This window comes from Kribbella sp. ALI-6-A (assembly GCF_001984195.1).
GTDB lineage: Bacteria > Actinomycetota > Actinomycetes > Propionibacteriales > Kribbellaceae > Kribbella.
Genome location: NZ_MTQN01000012.1, coordinates 696,215 through 719,770 on the forward strand (window position 1 = coordinate 696,215; position 23,556 = coordinate 719,770).

The window sequence follows — 23,556 nt, forward strand, 5'->3', positions numbered from 1 at the left end:
CGAAGGGCGCGGGGGGACACCCGCAGTGACGGGCACTCAGGGGGTTGTTCGCATGACGCAAACCGCGGAGCGTGGAATCGGGGAGTTACGGGCGGCTGTCGGTGGGGCAGTGATCGCTCAGGGTGACGACGGGTACGACGACGCCCGGCGGGTGTGGAACGCCGAGGTGGACCGCCGACCGGCCGTCGTGGTGCGCTGCGCGAGCGTCGAGGACGTGCAGGCAGCGCTCCGGTACGCCGTGGCTGCCGGGCTCGAGGTCTCCGTGCGCGGCGGCGCCCACAACGCGGCGGGGTCCGCGGTGGTCGACGACGGCCTGGTGATCGACCTGAGCCTGCTCAACCAGGTGTCGGTGGATCCGGAGGCCCGGCGGGCCCGGGCCGGCGGCGGCGCGTTGCTGGGCGACCTGGACGCGGCGACGCAGGAGCACGGCCTCGCCGTACCGGCCGGGATGATCAGCCACACCGGCGTCGGCGGGCTCACGCTCGGGGGCGGCATGGGATGGCTGACGCGGATCGGCGGGATGAGCATCGACAACCTCGTCTCGGTCCAGGTCGTCACGGCCGACGCCCGGGTGCTGCGCGCGGCCGAGGACGAGAACGCGGACCTGTTCTGGGCACTCCGTGGCGGTGGAGGCAACTTCGGGGTCGTCACCGAGTTCGAGTTCAAGCTGTACGCCGTCGGCCCGCTGGTGCACTACGGCCTGCTCTTCTGGGGCGTGGACCAGGCGACCGATGTACTGAAGCTGGCGCGTGAGGTGATCCCGACGCTGTCCCGCGAGTTCAACGTGGTGATCGCGGGGCTGAGCGCACCGCCGGCGCCGTTCGTGCCGGAGCAGTTCCACTTTCAGCCCGGGTACGGGCTGGTCGTCATCGGCTTCGGCTCGCAGGAGGGCCACGCGGAACTGCTGGAGCGGCTGCGGACCGCGTTGCCGCCGCTGTTCGAGTTCGCCACCCCGATGCCGTACGTCGCGCTGCAGCAGATGCTGGACGAACCGAACGCCTGGGGCCACTACGTCTACGAGAAGAACTGCTACCTGGAGGAGCTGACCGACGAGGCGATCGCGGTGTTCGCCGAACATTTCGCGCGCAAGCAGTCGCCGCTGTCGGTGAACCTTTTCTACCGGCTGGACGAGGCGTATTCCGAGGTCCCCGACGACGCCACGGCGTTCGCGGGTGGGCGGTCGCCGCGGTACGCGACGTTCGTCGTCGGGCTCGGCCTGACCGCGGAGCAACTGCCGGCCGAACGGGAGTGGGTCAGGTCGTTCTGGACCGCTCTGCTGCCGCACACGGTCGGCGCGGGCTACGTCAACGCACTCGGCGAGGACCTGCCGGACGACAAGGTCCGCCAGGTCTACGGCGACAAGTACGACCGGCTGGCCAGGATCAAGACCGAGTACGACCCGGCCAACGTCTTCCACCGCAACGCCAACATCAAGCCGGCCTGACCGAAGGAGCGAGGCTCGGACCCGACCCGGCGCCGGGCCCGAGGGCCACCGAGACAATCAGGGGCCCGAGTTCCAGCGTGCGCCACTGCCCGGCGAAGTCCGCCGGGACGTCGAGGCCGTGCTGGGGCCACCAGGCGAGCATCGGGACGTCGGCGAGTTTGCACAGGCACTCGGCGCGGGTCCAGCGCTGCCAGAAGGCGTCGGTGCCGAAGCGGCGGGCCAGGGGGTCCGGGACCACCTGGTCGGCGTACTCGGCGTCGATGACGACCGACCAGCCGGCCGGCGGTACGCCGTACCAGCCGACGCAGCGGAAGTCGGGCAGGTGGGAGCGGGTGAGGGCGTCGCGGACGTCGTCGACCGAGCCGACGCGCAGGTGCGACTCGGCCTGGTCGAGCAACTGACGGACGCGCGGGAGCGGGTCGGAGACCGGCTCCCGCGCGCCGGGGTGGTCAGATGCCGGCGGCACCATCGATGACGATCGCCTGGCCGTTGATGTTGGTGTTGTCCAGCAGCAGCATCCGGACCACCGGGACGACCTCTTCGGGCTCGGTCAGGTGCCCGGTCGGGGTGCGCCGGACGATCTGGTCGAGCTGGGTCTGGCCGAGCACCGCGGACATCTCCGAGGCGAAGAAGCCGGGGGCGACCGAGTTCACCAGGATCCGTCCGCCGAGTTCGCGGGCCATCGACCGGGTGGCCGCGTCCATACCGCCCTTGGTGGCCGAGTACGCGACCAGGCCGGGGAAGCCGCGCTGGGCGCAGATCGAGGTGATGTTGACGATCCGGCCCTTGAGGCCCTTGGCCATCATCCGGCGCAGCACGAACCGGGTCAGCACCAGCGGCGCGGTCAGGTTGGTCTGGATGATGTGCGCGATCTGGTCGGCCGAGGTGTGCACGTGCAGCGAGTCCTGGCCGACCGCGGCGTTGTTGATGATGCCGTCGACCGGACCGAGCTTGGCCTCGACCTCCTTGACGAACGCCTGACCGGCCTTCTCGTCGTTGATATCGAGCGCCCCGACGTGCACCTGGTCCGGATACTTCTCCGCCAGAGCGGTCAGCTCAGGGGTCAGCGACCGGGCGAACGCGGCCACCTTGACGCCGTGGTCGATCAGGTCGTTGACGAAGGCCAGGCCGAGGCCACGCGATCCGCCGGACACCAGCACGACGGTCGACGGCGGGACCAGAGTGGGTTCAGACATCGCTTTTCAGGGTCTCCTTCTGGGGAATCTCGGCCAGGAACCGGATCCGGCGCGGTACGCCGTAGTCCGGCAGCCTGTTCGTGCACCACTGCACCAGGTCGGCGTCGGTGACCGGACCGAGGTCGGGATTGAGCACCACCTCGGCGGCCACCATCCGGCCGACCAGCGGGGCCTTGCGGGCGAACACCCGGGCCCAGGCGACGGCCGGGTGGGCCATCAGCACGTTGCGAACCAGGCCCGCGGACACCTTGGACCCGCCGACGTTGATCTCGTCGGTGTCCAGCCGTCCGGTGATCAGCACCCGGTCGCCGACGAACTCGACCCGGTCGCCGGTCCGGTGCGCGCCCTCGAGCCCGGCACCGTGGTGCGGGGAGGCGATCACCAGCTCGTCGCCGTCGACCGACAGCACCGGCCGCTCGGAGGCGGGGTCGGGGTCGCGGTCCAGCCAGGCCTTCGGGAAGCCGGCCTTGCCGTCGTGCACGACGATCGAGGCGCCGACCTCCGAGGAGGCGTAGATCCAGGAGATCCGGGCCTGCGGGAACAGCTCGGCCAGCTGGTCCAGGATCGCCTGGTCCACCGGCTCGCCGCCGAGCGTGATCTGCTCGAGCGGGACCTTGGCCAGCGCCTCGGAGTCGCGGAAGATCGTCTGCCGCCAGAAGGTCGGCGTACCGGAGGCGGCGGTGACGCCGTGCTCGGCGGCGATCGCCGGCCAGGTCTCCAGCTCGGACGGCTCGATCACGACCAGGCCCTGGTCGGCCTGGGTCAGCGAGATCGTGATCACCTGCCACCAGGCGTAGGTGCCCGGGGAGTACGGGACCAGCCAGGTGCGCGGCTGCTGCTTGCCGCGGACGGTGGTCAGCGACTCCAGCGTGTGGCCGATCCGCTTCGGGCGGCCGGTCGAGCCGGAGGTCAGCAGCCAGACCCGGCCGGACTCCTCGACCCGCTTCAGCTTCGCCGGGGTGACCGAGTGCTCGTCACCGTTCGCGAGCACGACGGCGAAGCCGGACTCGCCGAGCTCCTCGCGCATCGCGAGGTCCACCCGGGACGAGGTCGCCACCAGCAGTTCGGTGCCGTGCACGGCGTGGTGCCGTACGGCGGCCAGCGCGTCGGCGCCGTTGTCCACCAAGACGGCGGCCGGCGACGGCAGCTGGGGAAGCTTGTGCAGCGTCCGCCAGGTCAGCGTCTTGCCCCCGACGACGACGGTGTTGTCGTCGCCGATCAGGGCGGTGCTGCGACGGCGGCCGCTCACGCCGACTGGAGCTGCTCGATGAAGTCGAGGACGTCGCCGACCTTGGCGATCTGCCGCAGACCGGGGGCGTCGAAGTTCAGCTCGTCGCCGATCTCGTCCTCGACCCGCAGGGCCAGCTCGGAGAAGTCCAGGGAGCGGAAGCCGATCTCCCGCAGGTCGGCGCTGTCGTCGCTCGGCAGTTCCTTGCCCTGCGCCTTCATCACCTCGCCCATCAGGTCCCGGATCTGGGCGCGCGTCAACTCACTCATGGGCCAAGACTCTAGCCGTTCGGGGTGGGCGGGGACGATTCGCGGGAGGTTGTGGGTGGCTCAGGTCACGTCGGCGGGCGTTGGCTGGATGGCTGAGGGTGGCGGGGGCTGGGGGCGAGCAAGCTCGCGGGGTGGTGTTCGGCAGCTGGTTTGCGCGGGGTTTCGGGGCCTGAGGGTGGGTTCGCCTGGAGTGGGGTCGGCGGCGGGGACTTGTGGCCCGTGGAGGGTCACGGATGTGTGGTTCGGGGTGGGGGCTTGTGGTCCGGGGAGGTGACGGGGCTGGGTGGTTCGGGTGTGTGGGTGACGATTCGAAGGCGACTACGGTTGGATCGGAACTTTTCACCGCTCACGGTCCTCTCTCCGTGTGCAGGGACCACGGAGGGGAGCACGGGGTGAGCCGACCGGGCCGGGCGACGACGGTCGCGGCGCTGGCGAGTCTGCCGGTGCTGCCGCTGGGGTGGTTCGTCGGCCTGCAGGCGCACCCGCCCTGGGTCGCGGCGGCCTACCTGGGTTATCTGCTCGTGGTGATCGCCGTGCCCGGCACGATGTTCTGGCGCCGCCTCACCGGTGGGACCGGCTGGTTCGCGGTCGACGCCGTGCTCGGTACGGCGTTCGGCCTGGCCTGCGAGGCTCTGATCTACCCGCTGGGCCGCTGGCTCGACATCCCGCTGATCGCGCTGGTGATGCCTGCCCTGGCGCTCGGGCTCTTCCTGGCCGTTCCAGGCCGAGCGGGCACGGCCACCAAGCCGACGCCCTGGTGGGCGGTGGCCGGGGTGATGGTCGTGGCCGGGGTCGTCGCGGCCTGGTTCGTCCGGGTCGGCTCGCGGCTCATCCCGCTGGACGGACCGGCCGCCCTGAGGCCCAACTCGGACTCCCCGTTCCAGCTGTCACTGGCGGCCGAGCTGACCCACCACTTCCCGCCCCAGGTCCCGTACGTCGCCGGCGAACCGCTGAGCTACCCCTGGATGGCGTACAACCACATCGCCTCGGCGCACTGGATCACCGGCATCGAGCTCGACGTGCTGACCCAGCGGGTGGTCCCGTTCGCGTTCCTGCTGCTGACCGCGCTCGGCGCCGCCGCGGTCGGCATGGTGCTGACCGGCCGGGCCGTCGCCGCACCGATCGCCGCCGGGCTCACCGTGCTCGCCGGAGACCTCGGCCCGTGGGGCTGGACGGTCACCCACACCCTGTACCACGACAGCCCCCTGTCGCTGGGCCAGATGATCAGCCCGACCCAGGCCTTCTCCACCGTGCTGATGCTGCCGCTGATCGCCGTGACGGCTCAGCTCCTGCGGCGCCCGCCGGGCCAGACCAGGAAGCAGCTCGCCGGCCTCTTCCTGGTCGCCGGCATCCTGATCGGCGTCCTGGCGATCAGCAAGGCCACCGCCCTCCCCGTGTACGGCGCCGGCCTGGCCGCCGCGTGGATCTACCTGACGATCAAGGCCCGCCGCCTCAACCTGCGCGCGCTGGTGCTCGGCCTGACCGTCGCCGCGACGTACGCCTTCAACTTCTTCGTCGTGCTGCGCGGCGCGAGCCACGGCATGCAGTACAAGCCGGCCGGCACCTACCGCACCATGCTCGACGGCATGCTGCGCGGCGTCGACCCGTCCGTGCAGCCGGGGCGCTCGGTGCTGCTGATCGTGGTCGCCGCGGTGGTGACCGGCTGGCTGATGCCCGCGGCCGGCGCCCTGCTGATCCGGCGCCGGCTGCCGCGCGACCCGATGGTGGTGATGCTGCTGGCCGGGCTGGTCGGCGCGGTCGTCGCCGCCAGCCTGCTCTACCACCACAGCCAGGCCCAGGTCTTCTTCGCCCGAACCGCCTTCATCTACGGGGTTCTGCTGGCCGCATGGGGTCTGGCCTCGTTGGAGCGCCGCCAGTACGTCGTGGTCGGTCCGGCCCTGGCCCTCGGGGCGGCCGCGATCTACATGGGCCGCGCCCAGACCAACACTCTGATCCGCGACTGCCGGACCACCGGCTGCCTGGAGAAAATCTTCACCGAACCACTTGTCGCCGCGCTGATCCTGACCGCAGCGGGCATCGTCGTCTTCGCGCTGAGCATTCGCACCCGGTCGCCGCGGACCTGGGTGGTGATCACCGTGTGCGCGCTGCTCGGGCTGACCGTGTCGCCGACGGTGGTCGGTCTGCGGCAGTTCGCGTTCCCGCCGCAGACGGCGTACGACTCGATCGCGCCGGGTGGGATCGAAGCGGCCCGGTTCATCCGGCGGCAGTCCGCGCCGGACGACCTGATCGCGACCAACATCCACTGCCACGCGCCGACCGGGCCGCGCTGCCACACCGGTTCGTTCTGGATCCCCGGGTACGCCGAACGCCGGGTACTGGTCGAAGGCTGGTCCTACACCGCGAAGGCGAACGACGTGCGCACCTCCACCGAGGCGTCGTACGGGCCGTTCTGGGACCAGGAGAAGCTGAAGGTGAACGACGAGGCGTTCACCAACCCGACCCGGGAGGTGCTGGACCGGCTGCGCAGCCAGTACGGCGTCCGCTGGCTGCTCGCCGACGACCGGGTGAACCCGGTGCCGGAAGAGCTGGAGAAGCTGGCCGAGCTGCGCTTCCAGTCCGGCACGGTCCGCGTCTACCAGCTCTACCCGCCCCGGGTGAGCAAGGGCTCGGCCCCGATCAGCTAGCGCGCTGCACGAAGTCCACGACCGCGTCGGCGAAGGCCGCCGGCTCCTCGACGTGCCCGAAGTGGCCGCTGTGCTCCAGCATCACCAGCTCGGCGCCGGGGATCAGCTTGGCGAGCTCTTCGGCCCACCGGGGGCCGCAGATCACGTCGTACCGGCCGCCGATCACCAGCGTGGGCTCGATGATCCCGTTGAGCACCTCGCGGTCGTCGATCAGATCCGGTACGCCGTGCTCGTCGAGGCTGGAGATGTGCGAGCCGCTGACCCGGGCACGCAGCGGGGCGAACTCCTGCTCCCGCCCCCAGTAGTCGGCGAAGTAGGACGGCATCAGGCCGCGGATCGCGGTCACGAACTGCTCGTCGTTCGAGATGCTGCCGGTGGACTCCAGAGCGGCCAGTACGGCGGGCAGCTCGGGGTTGTCCGCGTTCCTGGCGGCGAACTCCCCGACGTTGCGCATCGCCTCGGCGATGTGTTCGGGGCCGGTCACAGGAGCGCTCTCGTAGAGGATCACGCCGGCCAGGCGGCCCGGGTACTTGAGCGCGAAGTGTTGGGCCACGAAGCCGCCGTACGAGTGGCCGAGCAGGTGGACTTTCCCGGCGCCGAGGTGGTCGATCACGGCGGCGACGGCGTCGGCGTACCGGTCGCGGGTGTAGCCGTCCGGGTGGGACGGGAGCCGGCCGGAGCCGCCGGTGCCGAGCGGCTCGAGATAGACGACAGTGAGGTGCTGCTCGACGGCCGGCATCCGCAGGTACGCCCAGTCCACGCCCGGGCCGCCCGAGTGTGCGATGCAGATCGGTCCGGTGCCGTGCACGTGGAAGCGCTGGGCGATGCCGCCGACCTCGATGGTGTGAGTGGTCATGCCGACAAGACGGGGAGCGAATCGACTAGTTCACGGACTCCGCTGTGAGGCCGGACACACTCGCCGGGTGGAACAGCCGGAGCTGCTGGACCCGGCCGTCGCGCAGGGACATCAGCCAGGTGACCGCCGGCGGGCAGTGCTCCGGGTCGTCGGCCGGGTTGAGCATGTCCATCTCCCAGATCGCGATGTCCCGGCTGGCCACCACGTGGGCGACGCGCTGGTGGACACCGGCCGACAGATCGCTGTCCATGCCCCGGTCGAGGAAGTCGTGCCCGACGATCGGCTCCGGACCGCCGAGCAGGGCCACCTCCGGCGACCACCGCTCGTCCAGCACCGCGCTGAACTCACCACGCTCTGCGGCCGCCAGCGTCTCCCTCGCCTCCTGCTCGCTGGCCGCCACCAGCGCCCTGGCATCGCCGTGTGCCGAGTCGGCCGTCGCCAGCAACGCCTCGGAGAGCCGGGCCCGGCCCAAGCTGAGCCGGCTCCGGACCGTGCCGATCGGGACACCGCAGGCCGCGGCGATCTGCTGGTACGACGTGACGCTGGTGCTGAAGTGGCGCAGCATGATCGCGAGCCGGGTCTGCGGCGGCAGCTGCTCCATCGCGTGCCAGATCCAGTCCCGCAACGCGTGGTGATCGAGCTGCTGCTCCGGGGTGAGGTCCGGTGCGACCAGGGCGAGCTCGTCCACGGACAGCGGGTAGGTCATGCTGCGCAGCCGGGTCCGGCAGGCGTTGCGGACCACCATCCGGAGCCAGGCACCGACAGCGGACGGGTCACGGACGTCACCGATCCGCCGGAGGGCTGTCAGGGCGGCGTCCTGCAGCACGTCGTCCACGTCCGGGCTGTGCCCGAGCAGGCTGAGCGCTACCGCCCGCATGCCTGCTTGGTGCCTGACCAGCAGTGTCCCGAGAGCTGTGACGTCCCCAGCCTGGGCACTGCGGGTCAGGTCTGCGTCCACGTCCTCCAGTATTGCTCGGCTCAGCGAACGACGGCCGCGGGCAGCGGGACGCTCTGGTTCCAGCCGCGGTCCAGTGCGGTGACCAGGTACAGATAGTGGCGTCCGGCAACGGCTGTGGTGTCGACGTACGTCTGCTGACCGCCGGTGGACCGCATCGTCGCCAGCAGGTTGCGCGCGTCGTTGTCGGCGCACCAGTCACCGGCGGTCAGGTCACGGCGGTAGACGGCGTACGACGTGGTGTCCTTCGAGGTCGCACGCCACTGGAGCTCGACGCCGCCGGCGGTCCGGGCGGCCTTGAGGCCGTGGACCGGCAGCGGCGGCCGGGCGTCGAGCGACGGCATCGCCGGGACCAGCGCGGGCCGGGTGTACCAGGTGCTGTTGAGCAGGGAGGTGGCACCGAGCCGGTCCGCGCGCACGTCCTTGGCGGAGAAGTAGATGTCGCCCTTCACCTCGGGGATCGTGCTGTTGAAGGCCAGGTGGTCGCTCAGCTCGGCCGGGTCGGACCAGTCGGGCGACTGCGTCGACGTACCGACCTTGTAGGTGGCCTGGCCGATGTAGAGGTGCACGTCGGTGCCGCGGACCTGCTCGGCCCACCAGGGCACGATCTTGTTGTAGTCCGCGGGCGCGAACCCGCCGGCCCAGTAGACCTGCGGCACGATGTAGTCGATCCACTGCTCGCGGACCCACTTGCGGGTGTCGGCCGCGAGGTCGTCGTACGTCTGCACGCCGGCGGTGGTGTCGGAGCCGAGCGGGTCGGTGCCCTTGTTGCGCCAGACCGCGAACGGCGAGATGCCGAACTTCACCCAGGGCTTGGCGGCCTTGATCCGCTGCTGCAGCTCCTGGATCAGCAGGTCGATGTTGTTGCGCCGCCAGTCCTGCACGGTCGCGAAGCCGGCGCCGTACTGGGCGTAGGTCGCGGCGTCGTCGAAGACCTGACCGGCCACCGGGTACGGGTAGAAGTAGTCGTCGAAGTGCACTCCGTCGATGTCGTACTTCGACACCGCGTCCATGATCGCGTCCTCGACCAGCTTGCGGGCCGCGGGGATGCCGGGGTTGTAGTAGAGCTTGCCGCCGTACGTGACGACCCAGTCGGGGTGCTGCCGGGCCGGGTGCGTCGGAACCAGCGCGTTGAGGTCCGTGCCCATCGAGAGCCGGTACGGGTTGAACCAGGCGTGCAGCTCGAGGTTGCGCTTGTGCGCCTCGGCGACGGCGAAGGCCAGCGGGTCGTAGCCGGGATCGCCGCCCTGCGTGCCGGTCAGGTAGCGCGACCAGGGCTCGATCGCGGACGGCCAGAACGCGTCGGCGGTCGGACGGACCTGCAGTACGACGGCGTTGTGGCGCTGCCGGACCGCGTCGTCGAGCCAGCCGATCAGCTCGGCCTGCTGCTGCGCCGGCGACAGCCCGGTCCGGGACGGCCAGTCGATGTTGACCACCGACGAGACCCAGGTGGCCCGGAACTGCCGGAGTGGAGTCTTCGGATCCGGGGTGCATCCACTGGCAGGTGCTGCGGTCGCCGTACCGGCGCTGGTCAGACCGCCGACCAGCAGACCCACCGCGACTCCGAGGACTCCGACCACACGCCAGACTCTCATGTCACTCTCCGACTACTCTGTGGGACGAGATCGAAAGATACTTACACATCGCGGCTCAGCTTTGAAGACGTCGGCCCGTCGGCCGCTACGCTGCGCCGAATGCGTACTCTCGCCACGGCGCTCGGTCTGATCGCACTCCTGGTCGGCACCTGCGTCACCGTCTTCTTCGGCATCCTGGCCCTGACTCCGACGTCCCCGTGCACCGGCGGCGCGACCAGCGGCTCCTGCGCGTACGGTCAACTGCCGTTCAAGCTGGCTCTGTTCGGGCCGCTGCTCACCCTGCCGGTCGCCCTGCTCGCGACCTTCCTCCGCTCGCACGGCAAGCCCCGCCCGGGCTGGCTGTACGCCGGTCTGGCCGCCGTCGTCGCCGAACTCGTGATCGCGCTGCAGATCGCCGCCGACTGAGGCCATAACCGGCCGTGATCGGTCCACACGATCCACGTCTGGCGACCGGATCGCTCCCGGTGGTGCGCAGCCGGTACCGTGGTGGCCGGATCCAACCGGTGAACCGAAAGGGCGGGACAGGTGCTGCGCACGGCCACGGACGGCGACGTCGACATCATCCGGGACCTGCGCAACCAGCAGCCCAACCGCGACGTCAGCATCAACTCCCACGAGATCGGCGCCGACGAGCACCTGGCCTGGTGGGCCAAGGCGAGCGTCGACCCGACCCGCCGGGTGCTGATCTACGAACGCGACGGCGTGGTCGCGGGCGTGGTCAACTTCTTCGACCTCGAGCTGGACGCCAGCCCGAAGACCGGGGCCTGGGGCTTCTTCCTGGACGCCGAGGGCCTGGCCGAGCGGGGCGAGACCCTGCCGGCCTGGATCGAGGTGATGAAGGACGCCACGGCGTACGCCTTCGACGAGCTCGGCCTGGACGACCTGTACGGCGAGGTGCTCGAGCACAACACCGTGGTCCGGCAGATGAACCGGCGGTTCCGGTTCGTCGAGGGTGAGCCTGAGACGCGCTACTCCGACGGCCGGGAGATCACCGTGCTGCCGATCAGCCTGAACAAGTTCAACCGGCGCAAGCCGAAGGGAAACTCATGAGTGCCAAGACCATCAACTTCGGTGACGTCCCGGTCGGGCCGGAGCACCAGCCGTTCGTCATCGCCGAGATGTCCGGCAACCACAACGGCGACATCGAGCGGGCCAAGGACATCGTCCGGGCGATGGCCGAGACCGGCGTCCAGGCGCTGAAGCTGCAGACCTACACCGCCGACACGATCACCCTCGACGTGGACCTGCCGGCCTTCCGGCTGCCGTCGGAGCACGAGCTGTGGGGCGGCGCGCGGCTGTACGACCTGTACCAGGAGGCGCACACCCCGTGGGAGTGGCACGAGCCGATCTTCGAGCTGGCCAACTCGCTCGGCATGCTGGCCTTCTCGTCGCCGTTCGACCCGACCGCGATCGACTTCCTGGAGAAGCTGAACGTGCCGGCGTACAAGGTCGCCTCGAACGAGATCGGTGACCTGCCGCTGGTCCGCGCGATGGCCGAGACCGGCAAGCCGATCATCATCTCCACCGGTTCGGCCACGCTGATGGACATCGACGCGGCGGTCCGCGCGGCGCGCTCCACCGGCAACGAGCAGATCGTCGTGCTGTCCTGCACCGCCAGCTACCCGGCCCCGCCGGAGCAGTCGAACCTGCGCTCCATCCCGGTCCTGCGCGACGCGCTCGGCGTCCAGATCGGCCTGTCCGACCACACGATGGGCATCGGCGCCGCGATCGCCGCCGTCGCGCTCGGCGCCACGGTGATCGAGAAGCACGTCACGCTGTCGCGCGCCGACGGCGGCGTCGACTCCGCGTTCTCCCTGGAGCCGCACGAGGTCAAGGCCCTGGTCGAGGGCACGAAGGTCGCCCAGCAGGCCCTCGGCGAGCCCGTCGTCGGCCCGAAGCAGGCCGAGCAGAACGTGCTGCGCTTCCGCCGTTCCCTCTACGTCACCCGCGACGTCAAGGCCGGCGAAAAGGTTGCCCCCGACAACGTCCGCTCGGTCCGCCCGGCCGGCGGCCTCCCCCCGGACGCCTTCAGCTCGGTCGAAGGCCGCGAGTTCCGCCAGGACACCCCGAAGGGCACCCCGCTGACCTGGGACGTGCTGTAGGACTCAGCCCCGTCGAAGGCCCCGGACCGCAGGTCGGTCCGGGGCCTTCGTCAGTTCCGGGTGCGGGACAACTTCTCGGCCGACCGACGCATCGACTCAGGCGTGGGACGCGTCGCGGAAGGTCCAGAAGCGGTGGAGCAGGTACGACGCCACCGGGACCAGCAGGATGACCAGGGCCTGAGCGAGCAGGACCGGTGTGCCGAGGAGCTCGATCAGCAGCGGCATGCCGACCAGGGAGCAGCCGAGGCCGAACAGGTAGACGGTGTAGAACTTGGCGAAGCCCCGCGGCCAGCTGGTCCGCGACTGGAAGACGAAGGTCCGGTACGCCGGGTAAACGGCCAGCGCGGTGGTGAAATTCGCCAGGGCCGTGACCAGCAGGTACGGCAGGGTGCCCTCGAAGACGTGCCAGCCGAGCCAGAACAGGCCGAAGTACAAGACGTTCGTGCCGGCGCCGACGAGCAGGTAGCGGACGCGGTGGTCGCCGAGCAGTTTGGCCGGCAGTTGCGCGACGACGGCAAAGTCGACAGAAATGGCGGTGCCTCTCAGCAGTGGGATAATCACGACGGCGGAAGCACCCAGGCCGCCGCCTCCGCAGCGTCACCTTCCGAAGGGCAAGCAGTGCTCGTCTCCGTCGTCGTGCCATGTTATCGGTCCGCCAAGACCCTGCCGCGCCTTGTCGAGGACCTGTCGCACGTCCTGCCCGAGGCCACCACCGGGTTCGAGATCGTGCTGGTGGTCGACGGCAGCCCGGACGACACCTGGCAGGTGGCCAGCGAGCTGGCGAACAAGTATCCGGAGACCCGCGCCCTGCGCCTGGCGCGCAACTACGGCCAGCACAACGCGCTGATCGCCGGCGTGCGCAGCGCGCGGTACGAGGTGGTCGTCACGATGGACGACGACCTGCAGCACCCGGCCGACCAGGTGCCGCTGCTGCTCCAGGCCCTGACCGACGACGTCGACCTGGTGTACGGCGTACCGACGGAGGAGGAGCACGGCGTCGTCCGGTCGTTCGCCTCCCGGCTGGTCAAGGCCGCGATGGCCTCCACGCTGTCGGTGCAGAACGCGAAGTCGATCAGCGCGTTCCGGGCGTTCCGGACCTTCCTGCGGGACGGCTTCGACGGACTGGACGGGCCGCACGCCTCGGTCGACGTGGCGCTGTCATGGTCCACCACGCGGATCGCCCAGACCACGGTGCGGATGGAAGACCGGGCCGAGGGCCGGTCGAACTACACCACCTGGATGCTGATGAAGCATGCCCTGACGCTGATCACCGGCTACTCCACCGAGCCGCTGCGCCTGGTTGGCTACCTGGGCTTCATCTGCGCGGTCTTCGGCGTCGGACTGTTCGGCGTGATCATCTACAAGTACGCCGTCGGCGCGACCACGGTCGCGGGCTTCACCACGATCGCGTCGATGGTGGCGCTGTTCTCCGGCGCCCAGATGCTCGCCCTCGGCGTACTCGGTGAGTACGTCGGCCGACTGCACTCCGGCTCGATGGGCCGGCCGACGTACGTGATCCGGGAGCGGACCGACGGCGACGCCCACCCGGACATCACCACCGAGACGGACTGACGTGTACCTGCTCTTTCCCGGTCGGCACCATGTGCTGACCCGCTTCCAGGCCGAATTCCTGACCCAGGCCGCGCCGGCCGGTACGACGGTCGTCTGGGCGGTGACGTCGGCGAACCACCACACCACCAAGCGCAACCCGATCCCGTACCACCGGCGCGAGGCCGCGATCGAGCGGTTCAGCGTGGCGACCGGCCTGCGGTCACTGGTGGTCGGCGTGGTGGACACGCCGCCGACCGACGACTTCGCGGAGGTGACGGTGAAGGCGATCGAGGCGGGCACCGACGACCAGGTCCGGCTGGAACCGGGCAACACGGTGGTCGCCTGCTCGACGCCGGAGGTCGCGAAGCTGTACGAACGCCTTGGTTTCCAGGTGATCGGGGTCGAGCCCGAAGGCCAGGCGCGGCCGTGGGACGTCCTGCTGATGATTGCTGCGGGCAACGATGGGTGGCGGACGCTGGCCCACCCGGCGACCGTCGACGTGTTCGACCGGTACCACCTGGACGCGCAGGTCCGGCGGTGCGTCAACGACCCGGTGGTCGGCGACGACGGCGGGCTGACGACGACCCGGGACTACAAGACCTACGCCGACGCCTTCGAGACCGCGGCGGACCGGAAATGGTCGCAGCTGAAGGACTTCGTCCGCCCCGGACGCATCCTCGACATCGGCTGCGCGACCGGCGCGACGTTGCAGCTGGTCGACGCCGACCCGCGTTTCCACGAGTCCGACCTGATCGGCGTGGAGGTCGCGCGGCACCTGTACGCCGAGTGCGTGCACAAGAAGGAGCAGGGGTTCTTCAGCAATCCCAACGTCTACTTCTACCAGCGCAACATGCTCGGCGCGGCCGTCTTCCCGCCCCGCTCGATCGACACCACGCTCACCCTGGCGCTGACCCACGAGATCTGGTCGTACGCCGACGGCTCACGACGGGAGACCGTCCAGCGTTTCGTCGACCGCCTCTTCGCCCACACCGCGCCCGACGGCGTCTGGATCAACTCCGACGTCTGCGGACCGGCTGAGCCGGATCGTCCCGTCGTACTGGCGCTGGACGACTCCGACGGCCTCAACCCCGACGAGCCGGTCGACCTCGAGTCCCTCGCCGACCCCGCCGCGCACGTCAGCGCACTGTCCACCCGGGCCCGCTTCTTCCAGTTCGCCCAGGACTTCCGGCGCAACGCCCGCGTCCCCTTCGAGTACACGATCCGCGCCGGCCACCCGGTTTTGCGGCTGGCGGACGCGATGGACTTCCTCACCCGCAAGGACTACGTCGACAACTGGCTGAGCGAAACCCACGAACAGTTCTGCGGCCTGAGCTACCCCGACTGGACCACCATCACCGAGTCGGCCGGCTTCACCGTCGACCCGTCCTCGAAGCCCTGGCGCAACGACTGGGTGATCGAGAACCGCATCGCCCCGGTAGCCACCCTCACCACCCCCGACGGCACACCGGTCGACTGGCCGGACACCCACCAACTCCTGATCGCCCGCCGCTGACAAACAACAGCGTCCGAAGAAGCCGAGGCTGTAGCGCTCGGTCCTTCGGACGCAGTTGAGGTGTCGCGGGTTATCCCAGCTTCTCGCGCAGCTGGCGCTTCACGCGGCGCTTGACCTTGCCGGCGAACTTGCGGGGGTTCCGGATCTGCGCGGCCCTGCGGATCAGCGTGACCGCCGAGTACGCCCGCGAGTTCTTCAGCTTGGTGCGCTCCGCGTTCGCCTTCTGCACCTGCGTCCGCATCTCCCGCAGGCGCGTCTCGCGCGTCTTCAGCGCCTTGTCGCGGAAGCCCAGCGTGCGCTCCAGGCCGAAGATCTGCCCCTTGAGCTCGTGCACCTCCTGCGCGGCGCGCTCGGCGTCGGCCAGCGCGGTCCGCAGGTCGGGCGTCTGCGACGCGTCAGCCGGTACGCCGAGCGCGGTGGCCAGGGCGGTCGCCAGCTCCTTGCCCCGGGCAACCTGTGCGACGGAAACCGACGGGGTGTCCGGGCTGGTCGCCGGGGTCTGCGCCGGGGCGTCGATGCCGGACATCGCCAGCCAGGCCGAGACCAGGTCGTCGCCGACCATCCACGGCGGCCACGGGTGGCGGCGGTGGGCGCCGATCAGGCGCTCGTGGAAGCGCGCCCAGGCGGCGGCGAGGCGGTCCTGCTCGGTCTCCTCGGCGACGGTCACCCAGGCCGAGGGGCCGAAGGCGAAGCTGTCGCCGTCGACGACCACGTCGTCCCAGCGCGGCAGCACCCGGCTACCGGTCTGCGAGCGAGCCCAGTCCCCCAGCCGGCCGGCGAGGTCCCGGAAGCCCGGTACGTCTTCAGCGGCGGCCAGACGGAACAGCAAGGTCTCTGCCGTCACACCGCCGGGCACGGTCGAGGGAACGACCGAGGCGTCGAAGGACAGCAGCCCCGCGACGGCCGCCTGCGATGCGGCGGAAGAGGCCGCTGCCTGGTCGGCGCCGGCTGGCGCCGGAGATTCTTCGGACGAGACCGCGGTGAGTGCGACCGACCACTTGTCCCCGTCGGGGTCAGCGGTCAGCACCGCCGGGTGGCCCGTGGTCTGGGCGTACACGGCGTGCTTCGGCGCCGCACCCCGTACGGCGATCCAGCCGGTCGGCGTCGAAGCCAGCAGTCCGGCGCGGGCGGCGGCGTCGGCGGCTTCGGCGATCGGGGCCAGCAGCGGGACCACGGCGGAGGCCGCCTCGAGGGCTTCCACCGCCAGGCGGGCGGGGAGCTGACCGGGACGCGCCGCGGCGGCAGCGTCGGTCGACACCAGCGCGTGCGGAGTCTCGGCGACCGAGAAGGCGGCGTACGCCGTGGCGCCGGTGAGGCCGACGCGGTCGAGCTCGGCGACCAGCTGGTCCGTGGAGACCGGCCGGGCCGGGTCGTCGTGCAGCGGGCGCCACTCGTCGTCGCCGTGACGCTGGTCGGCTGGGCGGCGGTCGAGCACAGTGGTGAGGGAGAACTCGTTCTCCAGGCCCAGCACCACGACCGCGTCGGACGACGTGACGGCGGCCAGGGCGTCGAGGCGCTGGGGCCAGGTCAGGTCCGGGCTGTCGTAGCCGATCACCCGGTCCAGGCCGTCCGCGGCCACGACCACGTCGTACGCCGGACGCCCGGCCTCGGCGAGCCCGTCCAGCGCGCCGGCAACGACCTGCAGGCGGTCGCCGAAGGTCTCGGCCAGCTCGCCCGCGTCGGAGACCGAGCGGACCAGCAGCGTCGCCTCGGACGCCTTGGCGACGACCGCCTCGATCAGGTCGGCGCCGTGCGGACCGACGATCAGGGTGCGTGCCCCGTCGGGCAGGACGTCCGCGAGCAGCGCGCGCAGCGCCGGTCCCTGGACAGCCCCCCGCTTGCCGGAGTAGTCGCTCCACGGCTGCATCTCGCCGCGGACGACCTCGACGGCCAGCTGGTTGTCAGACACGCTCTCTCCAATCGAACAACATGCGCAGTTCCGCGGGCGGCATCATCCACGGCACGCCCAGTTCCAGGTCGGTGGTCGCCCGGGCGGCGTCCATGTCCAGCTCCTTGCCCAGCATCTCCGGCCACAGCCGCGCGATCCGGCTCTGCCCGCCGAAGAGCGGGTTCTCGCCTTCCATCTCCATCGGGTCGCCGTACACCGCGGCCTCACAGCCGGCGGCGATCCCGTAGAAGATCGCGGTCGACAGCCGGTTGGCCGCCACCCGCTTGTGCTTGCGCAGCTCGGCCAGCTGCTTGTAGAGGAACTTCGGGTCGGTGCCCTCGTAGGAGAACCCGCGGCGGCCGAACGAGACCACCCGGAACCCGGCGTCCTCGTAGGACTTGCGCACCTCGGGCCGGTCGTACTCGGTGTAGTACAGGCTGAAGGTGACCGGGCCGGGCTCGGTCTCGCGGATCTCGTCGATCAGGCGCTTGTGGTCACCCTGAATCTTGCCGCCCTCCCAGCCGTGGAAGAGGAACCAGAGCGTGCCTTCGCGCTCCTCCTCCGCGACGGCGCCCAGCTCGGGCTCCAGTTCCTGCAGGTACAGGAACGGCGCTCCGATGCTGTGGTAGTTGCGCCGGCCGAGCGCGTGGCCGCGGCGCCGCGGTCCGTCGCTCCAGGTGAACCGCCACGCGCCGTCGTAGAACTCGTGCACCGGGTTCCAGCCGTCGGCGATGTTCCAGCCGTGCTGCAGGTAACCGCGCAGGCGGGGCGGGTACTGGTCGTCCAGGCCGGCGTACCGGGCCAGGATGTGGGCCTGGCCGTAGTAGTGGTTGTGGTGATGCATCAGCGGACCTCGAGGTGGAGTGTGCCGGCGTGCGGGCGCAGCGCGGCGGTGTGACCGGACTGCTCGACCTCGATCGGCAGCCGGCCGGACAGGAACGGCTCGCACTGCACCGCGTGCTCGGCGCCGTCCGGACCGGTCGCGAACAGGATCCAGTCGGCCAGGCTGGCCAGCGGGTCCGAGGAGTTCACCACGAAGTCGGTCGGGATCAGGTCGGCCACGTCGGCGACGGCGGTCCATCGGCCGTCCTCGACGGTCAGCCGGCAGACCACGTCCGCGTGCTCGTCGGAGTCGTCCAGGTAACGCCGCCAGTTGAACGTGTAGCCCTCGCCGGCCAGCACCGGCCCGTCGATCCGCAGCTCCACGCCGTTGCTTCCGGCAACCAGATTGGCGTGCTCGGCGGGCAGCCGCAGCGGGGCCTCGTGCAGGTTGACGTAACCGCCGGTGGAACGGGTCAGCGTGACCATCCGGCCGTCGGCCAGGTGGTGCACGGCCTGCGGCGGAGCGGTCCACAGCAGCAGCTTCGAGTCGTTCGTACCGACCATCTTGAACGCCCAGGTGGTGCGCTGGGTGAACGGGTCGTCGGGGTTGGTGTCCTCGATGATCGGCCGGACCGGGATCCGCACGGTGAAGTCGCGGCCGTCGCCGCCGAAGGTCAGCGGCAGCTCCTGGTCCTTGCCGGCCAGCGGCCGGGTCACCCGCAGCTTCGGCTCCTCCAGCGTCGCGGGGACGCGGCCCTGCAGCACCAAAGCGTCCGCGGTCTGGCTGACCGCGGTGAGCCGGGTCGGGTCGACCATGCGCCGCAGCACGAAGGCGCCGTCGGCGCCCGGGCCCGGCTGGATCCAGCTGGCGCTGTCGATCCAGGCGCCCGGCGGCCAGCCCGGGCTGCCCGGGCGCTGGCCACGCAGCTTGCCGTGCCGGCGCAGGCGTCCGGAGCGCAGCCGCACCATGAAGTGCGCCGGGGCGCCGGTGCCCTTGATCTTGCCGAGCAGCGTCTTGTCGAGGCGGACCTCGAAGCCGACCAGGGCCGGGTCGCCGTGGGTGTCGATCGCGTCGTAGCGGCGGACGGCCAACGGGGTCTCAGCCCCGCCGACGACCAGCGCGATCCGCAGGTTGGACGACGTCTTGGTCTCCAGGTGCCGGATCTCCGCGGTGCCCTTGACCGACAGCGACCCGTCGTCGAGCCAGCTGACCTCGCGCACGCTGGTGGCCAGCGTCAGGTCCTTCATCGGCAGCCGGTACAGCTCCCGCGAGACCGACGGGTTCTGGTCCTGTACGCCGGGGTAGTTGTGCTCGAACTGCCACGGCCGGCCGGGCCGGGACAGCGCCCGGGCGCCGCCGCGCAGGCCGCCCTCGTTGCGGAAGTGGGCCAGCCGGCGGAGCAGGTCGACGTCACCGGCGGCCAGCGCCGAGTGCTGGATTCGGTCGTAGCTGTGCGCCCGGGCCAGGACCGAGTCGTCCAGCCGGTCCATCAGCCGGCGGGCGAGCTTGAGCAGGTTCTGCTCCTCCTCGGCCGGGGCCGCGCCGAAGGCCATCATCAGCGTGAGCAGGTCGATCTGGGTGAAGTGCCCGTGCACCCGGCGGCGGACCTCGCGCAGGGCGTCGCCGGTCTCGACCAGGTCCATCACCATCTCGGCGGACCGGACCCGGTCCTCCATGTTGCCCAGCTGGAACTTCTGCTGGGTGATCGACTCGCCGGACTCCCGCTCGCGCCAGTAGTAGACCGGTACGGCGAGGGCGTCGACGGTGACCGCGTCCAGGTGCGCCTTCAGCGTCACCGGGTAGTCCTCGTAGCGGATCGCCGGGAACTGGTAGCCGTACTCGTCCCAGAACGACCGCCGGTAGACCTTGTTCCAGGCCATCCGGTCCAGGATCAGGTCCGGGGTCTCGATCACGTGGGTGGCGATCCGGTCCCGGGCGAACGGCAGCCGGTGGATCCACGACGGCCGGACGCCGGAGCTGTTGTTGAACCGGCGCGCGTTGCCGCCGGCGAACGACGAGCCGCTGCTGTCCAGCGTGCGGATCAGCTTCTCGAAGCCGTGCCGGGTGACCAGGTCGTCGCTGTCGACGAAGGTGAGGTACTCACCCTGGGCGTGCCGGACGCCGGTGTTGCGCGCCGGGCCGAGACCCTGGTTCTCCTGGGTGACGATCCGGAACCGCTGGTCGCGGTCGCAGAACTCCTTGGCGATCGCGGCGCTGTCGTCGGGGGATCCGTCGTCGACGAGGATCGCCTCGAAGTCCGTCCAGGTTTGCCGCGCGATCGAGTCCAGACAGTCCCCGATGTAGTCGCGGACGTTGTAGAAGGGCACAACGACACTCAGCCGCGGCGTCACAACGGCAAATCTCCTCGGCTCAGTCGGCGGTCGGTCGACATCCTGGTCGGCACTACCGCCTGACCCGATGCTGCCTGGGCACACAGCGCCGGAGCAACCAAGGTCCGGGCGGCGACCAGTGATCCATCGCCGGTCATGTTAGCACCGCTGAGTAGTCGTCCGAGCGGTCCGCGGAAGCCCTGGGAATCTTCTCAGAGATTTTGTTTTTCATTCACCAGATGCACGGTCAGCAGGGTGTGCACCGGTTCGAATCCGTACCGCGCCCAGGCCCTCTGGACCCCGGTGTTGTGCCCCTGCGTCGAGATCACCAGCCGGCGGGCCGTGCTGGCGTCCTCCACCGCTGCCAGCAGGTGCGCGTACCGCCCACGCCCCTGCTCGGCCGGTACGACGCCGGCCAGCTCGATCTCGGTCCACGACGCCTGCTGGTCGACGGTCGCCAGTGCGAGCACCCGGCGGTCCGGCCCCCGCAGTACGACGGCGCCCTGGGCCGCGATGCTGCGCCGGGCCCACTCCTGGTAACCGGCCAGCGCCAGCGCCCGGTCGAACAGCGGGTTGGCGCAGTAGTGGTTCCCGTAGTCGCCGAAGATGTCCCCGACCAGGTCGTCGACCAGGTCGTCCTCGATCGCCGTCTCGAGCCCGGCGGTGAACCCGGCCAGCGGCGCCGGACGACGGCCCTTGCCGACCGGGAGCGACCAGTAGACCAGCGAGTCCGCCAGCACCGCCGTACGACGTCCTGCGGCCAGTGCGGCGAACCAGGAGACCTCCCGGGCCGGGTAGCGCAGCACGACGACGTCGGCCGTCGACTTGTCGACCGCGGCGAGCACCTCCTCCAGCGGCGTACCGGCCGAGGCGGAGACCGTCACCCGGTCGACGGAAACGCCGAAGCGCTTCGTCTCGTACTCCGAGGGGCTGCTGGTCAGCTCACCGGCCTCCAGCGCGTCGTACCAGCCCATCTCAGATCGGGTAGGAGAGCAGACCGTCGATCACGCGGGTCTGCTCCTCCTCGGTCAGCTGGCTGAACAGCGGGAGCCGGACCAGCTGGCCGCTGATCCGCTCGGTGACCTCGCAGCCACCTGGGCCGACCCGGCCGTACCGCTCGCCGGCCGGAGCCGAGTGCAGCGGCACGTAGTGGAACGGCGCGGTGATGTTGCGCTCGCGCAGGTGCGCGATCAGGCCGAGCTGGTGCTCGTGGGTCGGCATCAGCAGGTAGTACATGTGCGCCGGATGCACGCACTCGGCCGGCACGGTCGGTACGCCGATGCCGTGCGCGGCGGCCCAGTCGGCCAGCTCGCGCTCGTACCGGTCCCAGATGGCCAGCCGGGGCGCCTGGATCTGGTCGAACCGCTCCAGCTGGGCGGTCAGGAACGCGGCCAACGGGTCGGCCGGCAGGTAGCTCGAGCCGATGTCGACCCAGCGGTACTTGTCCACCTGGCCGCGGAAGAACGCGCTGCGGTTGGTGCCCTTCTCGCGGATGATCTCGGCCCGGTGCAGCAGGTCGGTGTCGTTCACGACCAGGGCACCACCCTCGCCGCAGTGCACGTTCTTGGTGCCGTGGAAGGACTGGGTCGCCATCAGCCCGAGCGAACCGAGCGGCCGGCCCTTGTAGGTCCCGCCGAGACCGTGCGCGTTGTCCTCGATCACCACCACGCCGTGTTTGCCGGCGATCGCGAGGATCTCGTCCATCGCCACCGCGACCCCGGCGTAGTGCACCACCACGATCGCCTTGGTCCGGTCGGTGATCGCCGCCTCGACCTGGGTCTCGTCCAGGTTCAGCGTGTCCGGCCGGACGTCGACGAACACCGGAACGGCGCCGCGCAGCGCGTAGGCGTTGGCGGTCGAGACGAAGGTGAACGAGGGCATGATCACCTCGTCGCCGGGCGACAGGTCGAGCAGCAGCGCGGTCATCTCCAGCGCGTGCGTGCACGACGTGGTCAGCAGGGACCCGAGCCCACCGGTCAGCTTGGTGACCAACTCGGTCGCGCGCGCGGTGAACGGCCCGTCACCGACGACCGCGGCCGAGGAGAAGGCCTGGTTCACGTAGGCGAGCTCGTCGCCCGCCAGGTAGGCCTTGGAGAAGGGGATGGGGTCCGGCATGAGGACGGAGCCTACCGCTGCTCGGGCTCGCTGGATTCGAGCGCCTCGGCGTACGTGTGGTGGCCTGGATCCTCCAGGCTGTCGTAGCCGACCAGGAACTGTGGGCGCTTCTGGCTGGACTGGAACAACCGGGCGACGTACTCGCCGAGCAGGCCGAGGCAGAGCAGCTGGATCGCGCCGATCACTCCGACGGCCAGCACGGTCGACGTCCAGCCCGGGATGCTGCGCCCGGCCAGCTTGATCACCAGTGCGGCGACCACCACCGCACAGGAGACCAGCCCACCGAGCAGACCGAGCCAGGTGGCCAGTCGCAGCGGCGCCGCCGAGAACGCCGTGACGCTGTCGAAGGCGAGCCCGACCATCTTGCGCAGGTTGTACTTGGTCACTCCGGCCGCCCGCTCGGCGCGCACGTACTTCACCTCGGCGCTCGGGAAACCCAGCCACGGGATCACCAGCCGGAACACCCGCCCGTCCTCGGGCAGCGCGTTCACCGCGTCCACCACGCGCCGGGACACCAGCCGGAAGTCACCGGCGTCGAACGGGATCTCCCGGCCGACCAGCCGGCACATCAGCCGGTAGTACATCCGCGCGGTGGTCCGCTTCAGCCAGGTGTCGCTGGACCGGTCGGAACGTACGCCGTACACGACGTCGACGTCGGAGTCCCGCGCGGCGGCCAGCAGTTCGGCGATCACCTCGGGCGGGTCCTGCAGGTCGGCGTCGATCGTCACCAGGTACTCGCCGCGGGCCCGGCGAAAACCCGCCGACAACGCGGCCTGGTGCCCGGAGTTGCGCAGCAGCCGGACCAGGCGGAGCTGTGGCCACGTCTTGCTCGCGTCGGTCACCAGAGCGCCCGTCGCGTCGCGGCTGCCGTCGTCGACGACCACCACCTCGTAGCTGATGCCCAGACCGTCCAGCAGCGGGCGCATCCGCGCGAAGAAGATCGGCAGCACGTCCTGTTCGTCGTACATCGGGACGACGACGGACAGCACGGGTGAAGCGGACTTGGCCACTGCCGTTCCGTCGGCTCGCATCGGCACCTCCTCCCG

21 protein-coding genes are annotated in these 23,556 nt (G+C 70.5%); 7 read left to right on the forward strand and 14 right to left on the reverse strand.

Annotation, left to right across the window (positions count from 1 at the left end):
- The first annotated feature begins 52 nt into the window (after nucleotides 1–52).
- Complete coding sequence (locus BWI15_RS29835; protein ID WP_077017868.1) at nucleotides 53–1,444, forward strand: FAD-binding oxidoreductase; 1,392 nt, start codon at nucleotides 53–55, stop codon at nucleotides 1,442–1,444.
- Here BWI15_RS29835 and BWI15_RS29840 read toward each other — a convergent pair.
- From BWI15_RS29840 to BWI15_RS29855, 4 genes are read right to left on the reverse strand one after another with little or no spacing between them, the layout of a single operon-like run.
- Nucleotides 1,431–1,913 (reverse strand): hypothetical protein, encoded by a 483-nt coding sequence (locus tag BWI15_RS29840; RefSeq protein ID WP_441327743.1) that lies wholly within the window; start codon nucleotides 1,911–1,913, stop codon nucleotides 1,431–1,433. The two genes, BWI15_RS29835 and BWI15_RS29840, sit on opposite strands and share 14 nt — an antisense overlap.
- Entirely contained in the window at nucleotides 1,894–2,640 is a 747-nt protein-coding gene (locus BWI15_RS29845; RefSeq protein WP_077017869.1) for an SDR family NAD(P)-dependent oxidoreductase, read from the reverse strand. Before BWI15_RS29845 ends, BWI15_RS29840 begins: the two co-directional genes overlap by 20 nt.
- On the reverse strand, nucleotides 2,633–3,889 hold the full coding sequence (locus BWI15_RS29850) for an AMP-binding protein (protein ID WP_077017870.1): 1,257 nt from the start codon (nucleotides 3,887–3,889) through the stop codon (nucleotides 2,633–2,635). Before BWI15_RS29850 ends, BWI15_RS29845 begins: the two co-directional genes overlap by 8 nt.
- The gene (locus BWI15_RS29855; protein ID WP_012918196.1) at nucleotides 3,886–4,137 is read right to left on the reverse strand and encodes an acyl carrier protein; all 252 of its coding nucleotides are present in this window, start codon (nucleotides 4,135–4,137) and stop codon (nucleotides 3,886–3,888) included. Before BWI15_RS29855 ends, BWI15_RS29850 begins: the two co-directional genes overlap by 4 nt.
- A gap of 392 nt (nucleotides 4,138–4,529) precedes the next feature.
- Here BWI15_RS29855 and BWI15_RS29860 point away from each other — a divergent pair, with 392 nt between their 5' ends.
- Nucleotides 4,530–6,782, forward strand: coding sequence for a hypothetical protein (locus BWI15_RS29860; protein WP_077017871.1), 2,253 nt, complete (start codon nucleotides 4,530–4,532; stop codon nucleotides 6,780–6,782).
- Here BWI15_RS29860 and BWI15_RS29865 read toward each other — a convergent pair.
- The 3 genes from BWI15_RS29865 to BWI15_RS29875 are packed head-to-tail and all read right to left on the reverse strand — an operon-like array spanning nucleotide 6,775 to nucleotide 10,188.
- A complete protein-coding gene (locus tag BWI15_RS29865; protein WP_077017872.1) occupies nucleotides 6,775–7,638 on the reverse strand; it encodes an alpha/beta fold hydrolase in 864 nt (287 codons plus the stop codon). The genes BWI15_RS29860 and BWI15_RS29865 overlap by 8 nt on opposite strands.
- Nucleotides 7,639–7,663: 25 nt before the next feature.
- Nucleotides 7,664–8,596 (reverse strand): RNA polymerase sigma factor, encoded by a 933-nt coding sequence (locus BWI15_RS29870; protein ID WP_202817766.1) that lies wholly within the window; start codon nucleotides 8,594–8,596, stop codon nucleotides 7,664–7,666.
- Nucleotides 8,597–8,616: 20 nt separating this feature from the next.
- Nucleotides 8,617–10,188: a glycoside hydrolase family 10 protein gene (locus BWI15_RS29875; protein ID WP_143465968.1), complete on the reverse strand. Its 1,572-nt coding sequence runs from the start codon at nucleotides 10,186–10,188 to the stop codon at nucleotides 8,617–8,619.
- Between the two features lie 99 nt (nucleotides 10,189–10,287).
- Here BWI15_RS29875 and BWI15_RS29880 point away from each other — a divergent pair, with 99 nt between their 5' ends.
- The 3 genes from BWI15_RS29880 to pseI all read left to right on the forward strand — a co-directional run bounded on the left by BWI15_RS29880 (nucleotide 10,288) and on the right by pseI (nucleotide 12,290).
- On the forward strand, nucleotides 10,288–10,593 hold the full coding sequence (locus BWI15_RS29880) for a hypothetical protein (RefSeq protein ID WP_077017873.1): 306 nt from the start codon (nucleotides 10,288–10,290) through the stop codon (nucleotides 10,591–10,593).
- A 120-nt stretch (nucleotides 10,594–10,713) separates the two neighbouring features.
- The gene (locus tag BWI15_RS29885) at nucleotides 10,714–11,238 is read left to right on the forward strand and encodes a peptide chain release factor 2 (RefSeq protein WP_077017874.1); all 525 of its coding nucleotides are present in this window, start codon (nucleotides 10,714–10,716) and stop codon (nucleotides 11,236–11,238) included.
- The gene (pseI, locus tag BWI15_RS29890) at nucleotides 11,235–12,290 is read left to right on the forward strand and encodes a pseudaminic acid synthase (RefSeq protein WP_077017875.1); all 1,056 of its coding nucleotides are present in this window, start codon (nucleotides 11,235–11,237) and stop codon (nucleotides 12,288–12,290) included. Before BWI15_RS29885 ends, pseI begins: the two co-directional genes overlap by 4 nt.
- 96 nt (nucleotides 12,291–12,386) lie before the next feature.
- On the opposite strand, the gene BWI15_RS29895 is transcribed toward pseI, so the two are convergent.
- Nucleotides 12,387–12,851: a GtrA family protein gene (locus tag BWI15_RS29895; protein ID WP_077017876.1), complete on the reverse strand. Its 465-nt coding sequence runs from the start codon at nucleotides 12,849–12,851 to the stop codon at nucleotides 12,387–12,389.
- 57 nt (nucleotides 12,852–12,908) lie between these two features.
- On the opposite strand from BWI15_RS29895, the gene BWI15_RS29900 reads away from it, so the two are divergent.
- Both BWI15_RS29900 and BWI15_RS29905 read left to right on the forward strand, forming a co-directional pair.
- Entirely contained in the window at nucleotides 12,909–13,862 is a 954-nt protein-coding gene (locus BWI15_RS29900) for a glycosyltransferase family 2 protein (protein ID WP_077017877.1), read from the forward strand.
- Nucleotide 13,863: 1 nt separating this feature from the next.
- A complete protein-coding gene (locus BWI15_RS29905; protein ID WP_077017878.1) occupies nucleotides 13,864–15,354 on the forward strand; it encodes a class I SAM-dependent methyltransferase in 1,491 nt (496 codons plus the stop codon).
- A gap of 70 nt (nucleotides 15,355–15,424) precedes the next feature.
- Here BWI15_RS29905 and BWI15_RS39585 read toward each other — a convergent pair whose 3' ends face one another.
- The 6 genes from BWI15_RS39585 to BWI15_RS29935 form a co-directional block, all read right to left on the reverse strand.
- Nucleotides 15,425–17,263: a hypothetical protein gene (locus tag BWI15_RS39585; protein WP_077017879.1), complete on the reverse strand. Its 1,839-nt coding sequence runs from the start codon at nucleotides 17,261–17,263 to the stop codon at nucleotides 15,425–15,427.
- The gene (locus BWI15_RS29915) at nucleotides 17,256–18,086 is read right to left on the reverse strand and encodes a hypothetical protein (RefSeq protein ID WP_077017880.1); all 831 of its coding nucleotides are present in this window, start codon (nucleotides 18,084–18,086) and stop codon (nucleotides 17,256–17,258) included. Before BWI15_RS29915 ends, BWI15_RS39585 begins: the two co-directional genes overlap by 8 nt.
- Nucleotides 18,086–20,416 carry a glycosyltransferase family 2 protein gene (locus BWI15_RS29920; protein ID WP_077017881.1) on the reverse strand — a complete coding sequence of 777 codons (2,331 nt, stop codon included), beginning with the start codon at nucleotides 20,414–20,416 and terminating at the stop codon, nucleotides 18,086–18,088. Before BWI15_RS29920 ends, BWI15_RS29915 begins: the two co-directional genes overlap by 1 nt.
- Nucleotides 20,417–20,607: 191 nt before the next feature.
- Nucleotides 20,608–21,369, reverse strand: a complete 762-nt coding sequence (locus tag BWI15_RS29925; protein WP_077017882.1) for an N-acetyltransferase — start codon at nucleotides 21,367–21,369, stop codon at nucleotides 20,608–20,610.
- A 1-nt stretch (nucleotide 21,370) separates the two neighbouring features.
- A complete protein-coding gene (rffA, locus tag BWI15_RS29930; protein ID WP_077017883.1) occupies nucleotides 21,371–22,510 on the reverse strand; it encodes a dTDP-4-amino-4,6-dideoxygalactose transaminase in 1,140 nt (379 codons plus the stop codon).
- A gap of 11 nt (nucleotides 22,511–22,521) precedes the next feature.
- Entirely contained in the window at nucleotides 22,522–23,541 is a 1,020-nt protein-coding gene (locus BWI15_RS29935) for a glycosyltransferase family 2 protein (protein WP_077017884.1), read from the reverse strand.
- Between the last annotated feature and the right edge of the window lie 15 nt (nucleotides 23,542–23,556).

Coding starts and splice junctions, on each gene's coding strand:
- BWI15_RS29925 (WP_077017882.1), bottom strand. CDS start 21,369: ATGGGCTGGTACGACGCGCTGGAGGCCGGTGAGCTGACCAGCAGCCCC.
- BWI15_RS29845 (WP_077017869.1), bottom strand. CDS start 2,640: ATGTCTGAACCCACTCTGGTCCCGCCGTCGACCGTCGTGCTGGTGTCC.
- BWI15_RS29855 (WP_012918196.1), bottom strand. CDS start 4,137: ATGAGTGAGTTGACGCGCGCCCAGATCCGGGACCTGATGGGCGAGGTG.
- BWI15_RS29840 (WP_441327743.1), bottom strand. CDS start 1,913: ATGGTGCCGCCGGCATCTGACCACCCCGGCGCGCGGGAGCCGGTCTCC.
- BWI15_RS29915 (WP_077017880.1), bottom strand. CDS start 18,086: ATGCATCACCACAACCACTACTACGGCCAGGCCCACATCCTGGCCCGG.
- pseI (WP_077017875.1), top strand. CDS start 11,235: ATGAGTGCCAAGACCATCAACTTCGGTGACGTCCCGGTCGGGCCGGAG.
- BWI15_RS29865 (WP_077017872.1), bottom strand. CDS start 7,638: ATGACCACTCACACCATCGAGGTCGGCGGCATCGCCCAGCGCTTCCAC.
- BWI15_RS29835 (WP_077017868.1), top strand. CDS start 53: ATGACGCAAACCGCGGAGCGTGGAATCGGGGAGTTACGGGCGGCTGTC.
- BWI15_RS29935 (WP_077017884.1), bottom strand. CDS start 23,541: ATGCGAGCCGACGGAACGGCAGTGGCCAAGTCCGCTTCACCCGTGCTG.
- rffA (WP_077017883.1), bottom strand. CDS start 22,510: ATGCCGGACCCCATCCCCTTCTCCAAGGCCTACCTGGCGGGCGACGAG.
- BWI15_RS29875 (WP_143465968.1), bottom strand. CDS start 10,188: ATGAGAGTCTGGCGTGTGGTCGGAGTCCTCGGAGTCGCGGTGGGTCTG.
- BWI15_RS29880 (WP_077017873.1), top strand. CDS start 10,288: ATGCGTACTCTCGCCACGGCGCTCGGTCTGATCGCACTCCTGGTCGGC.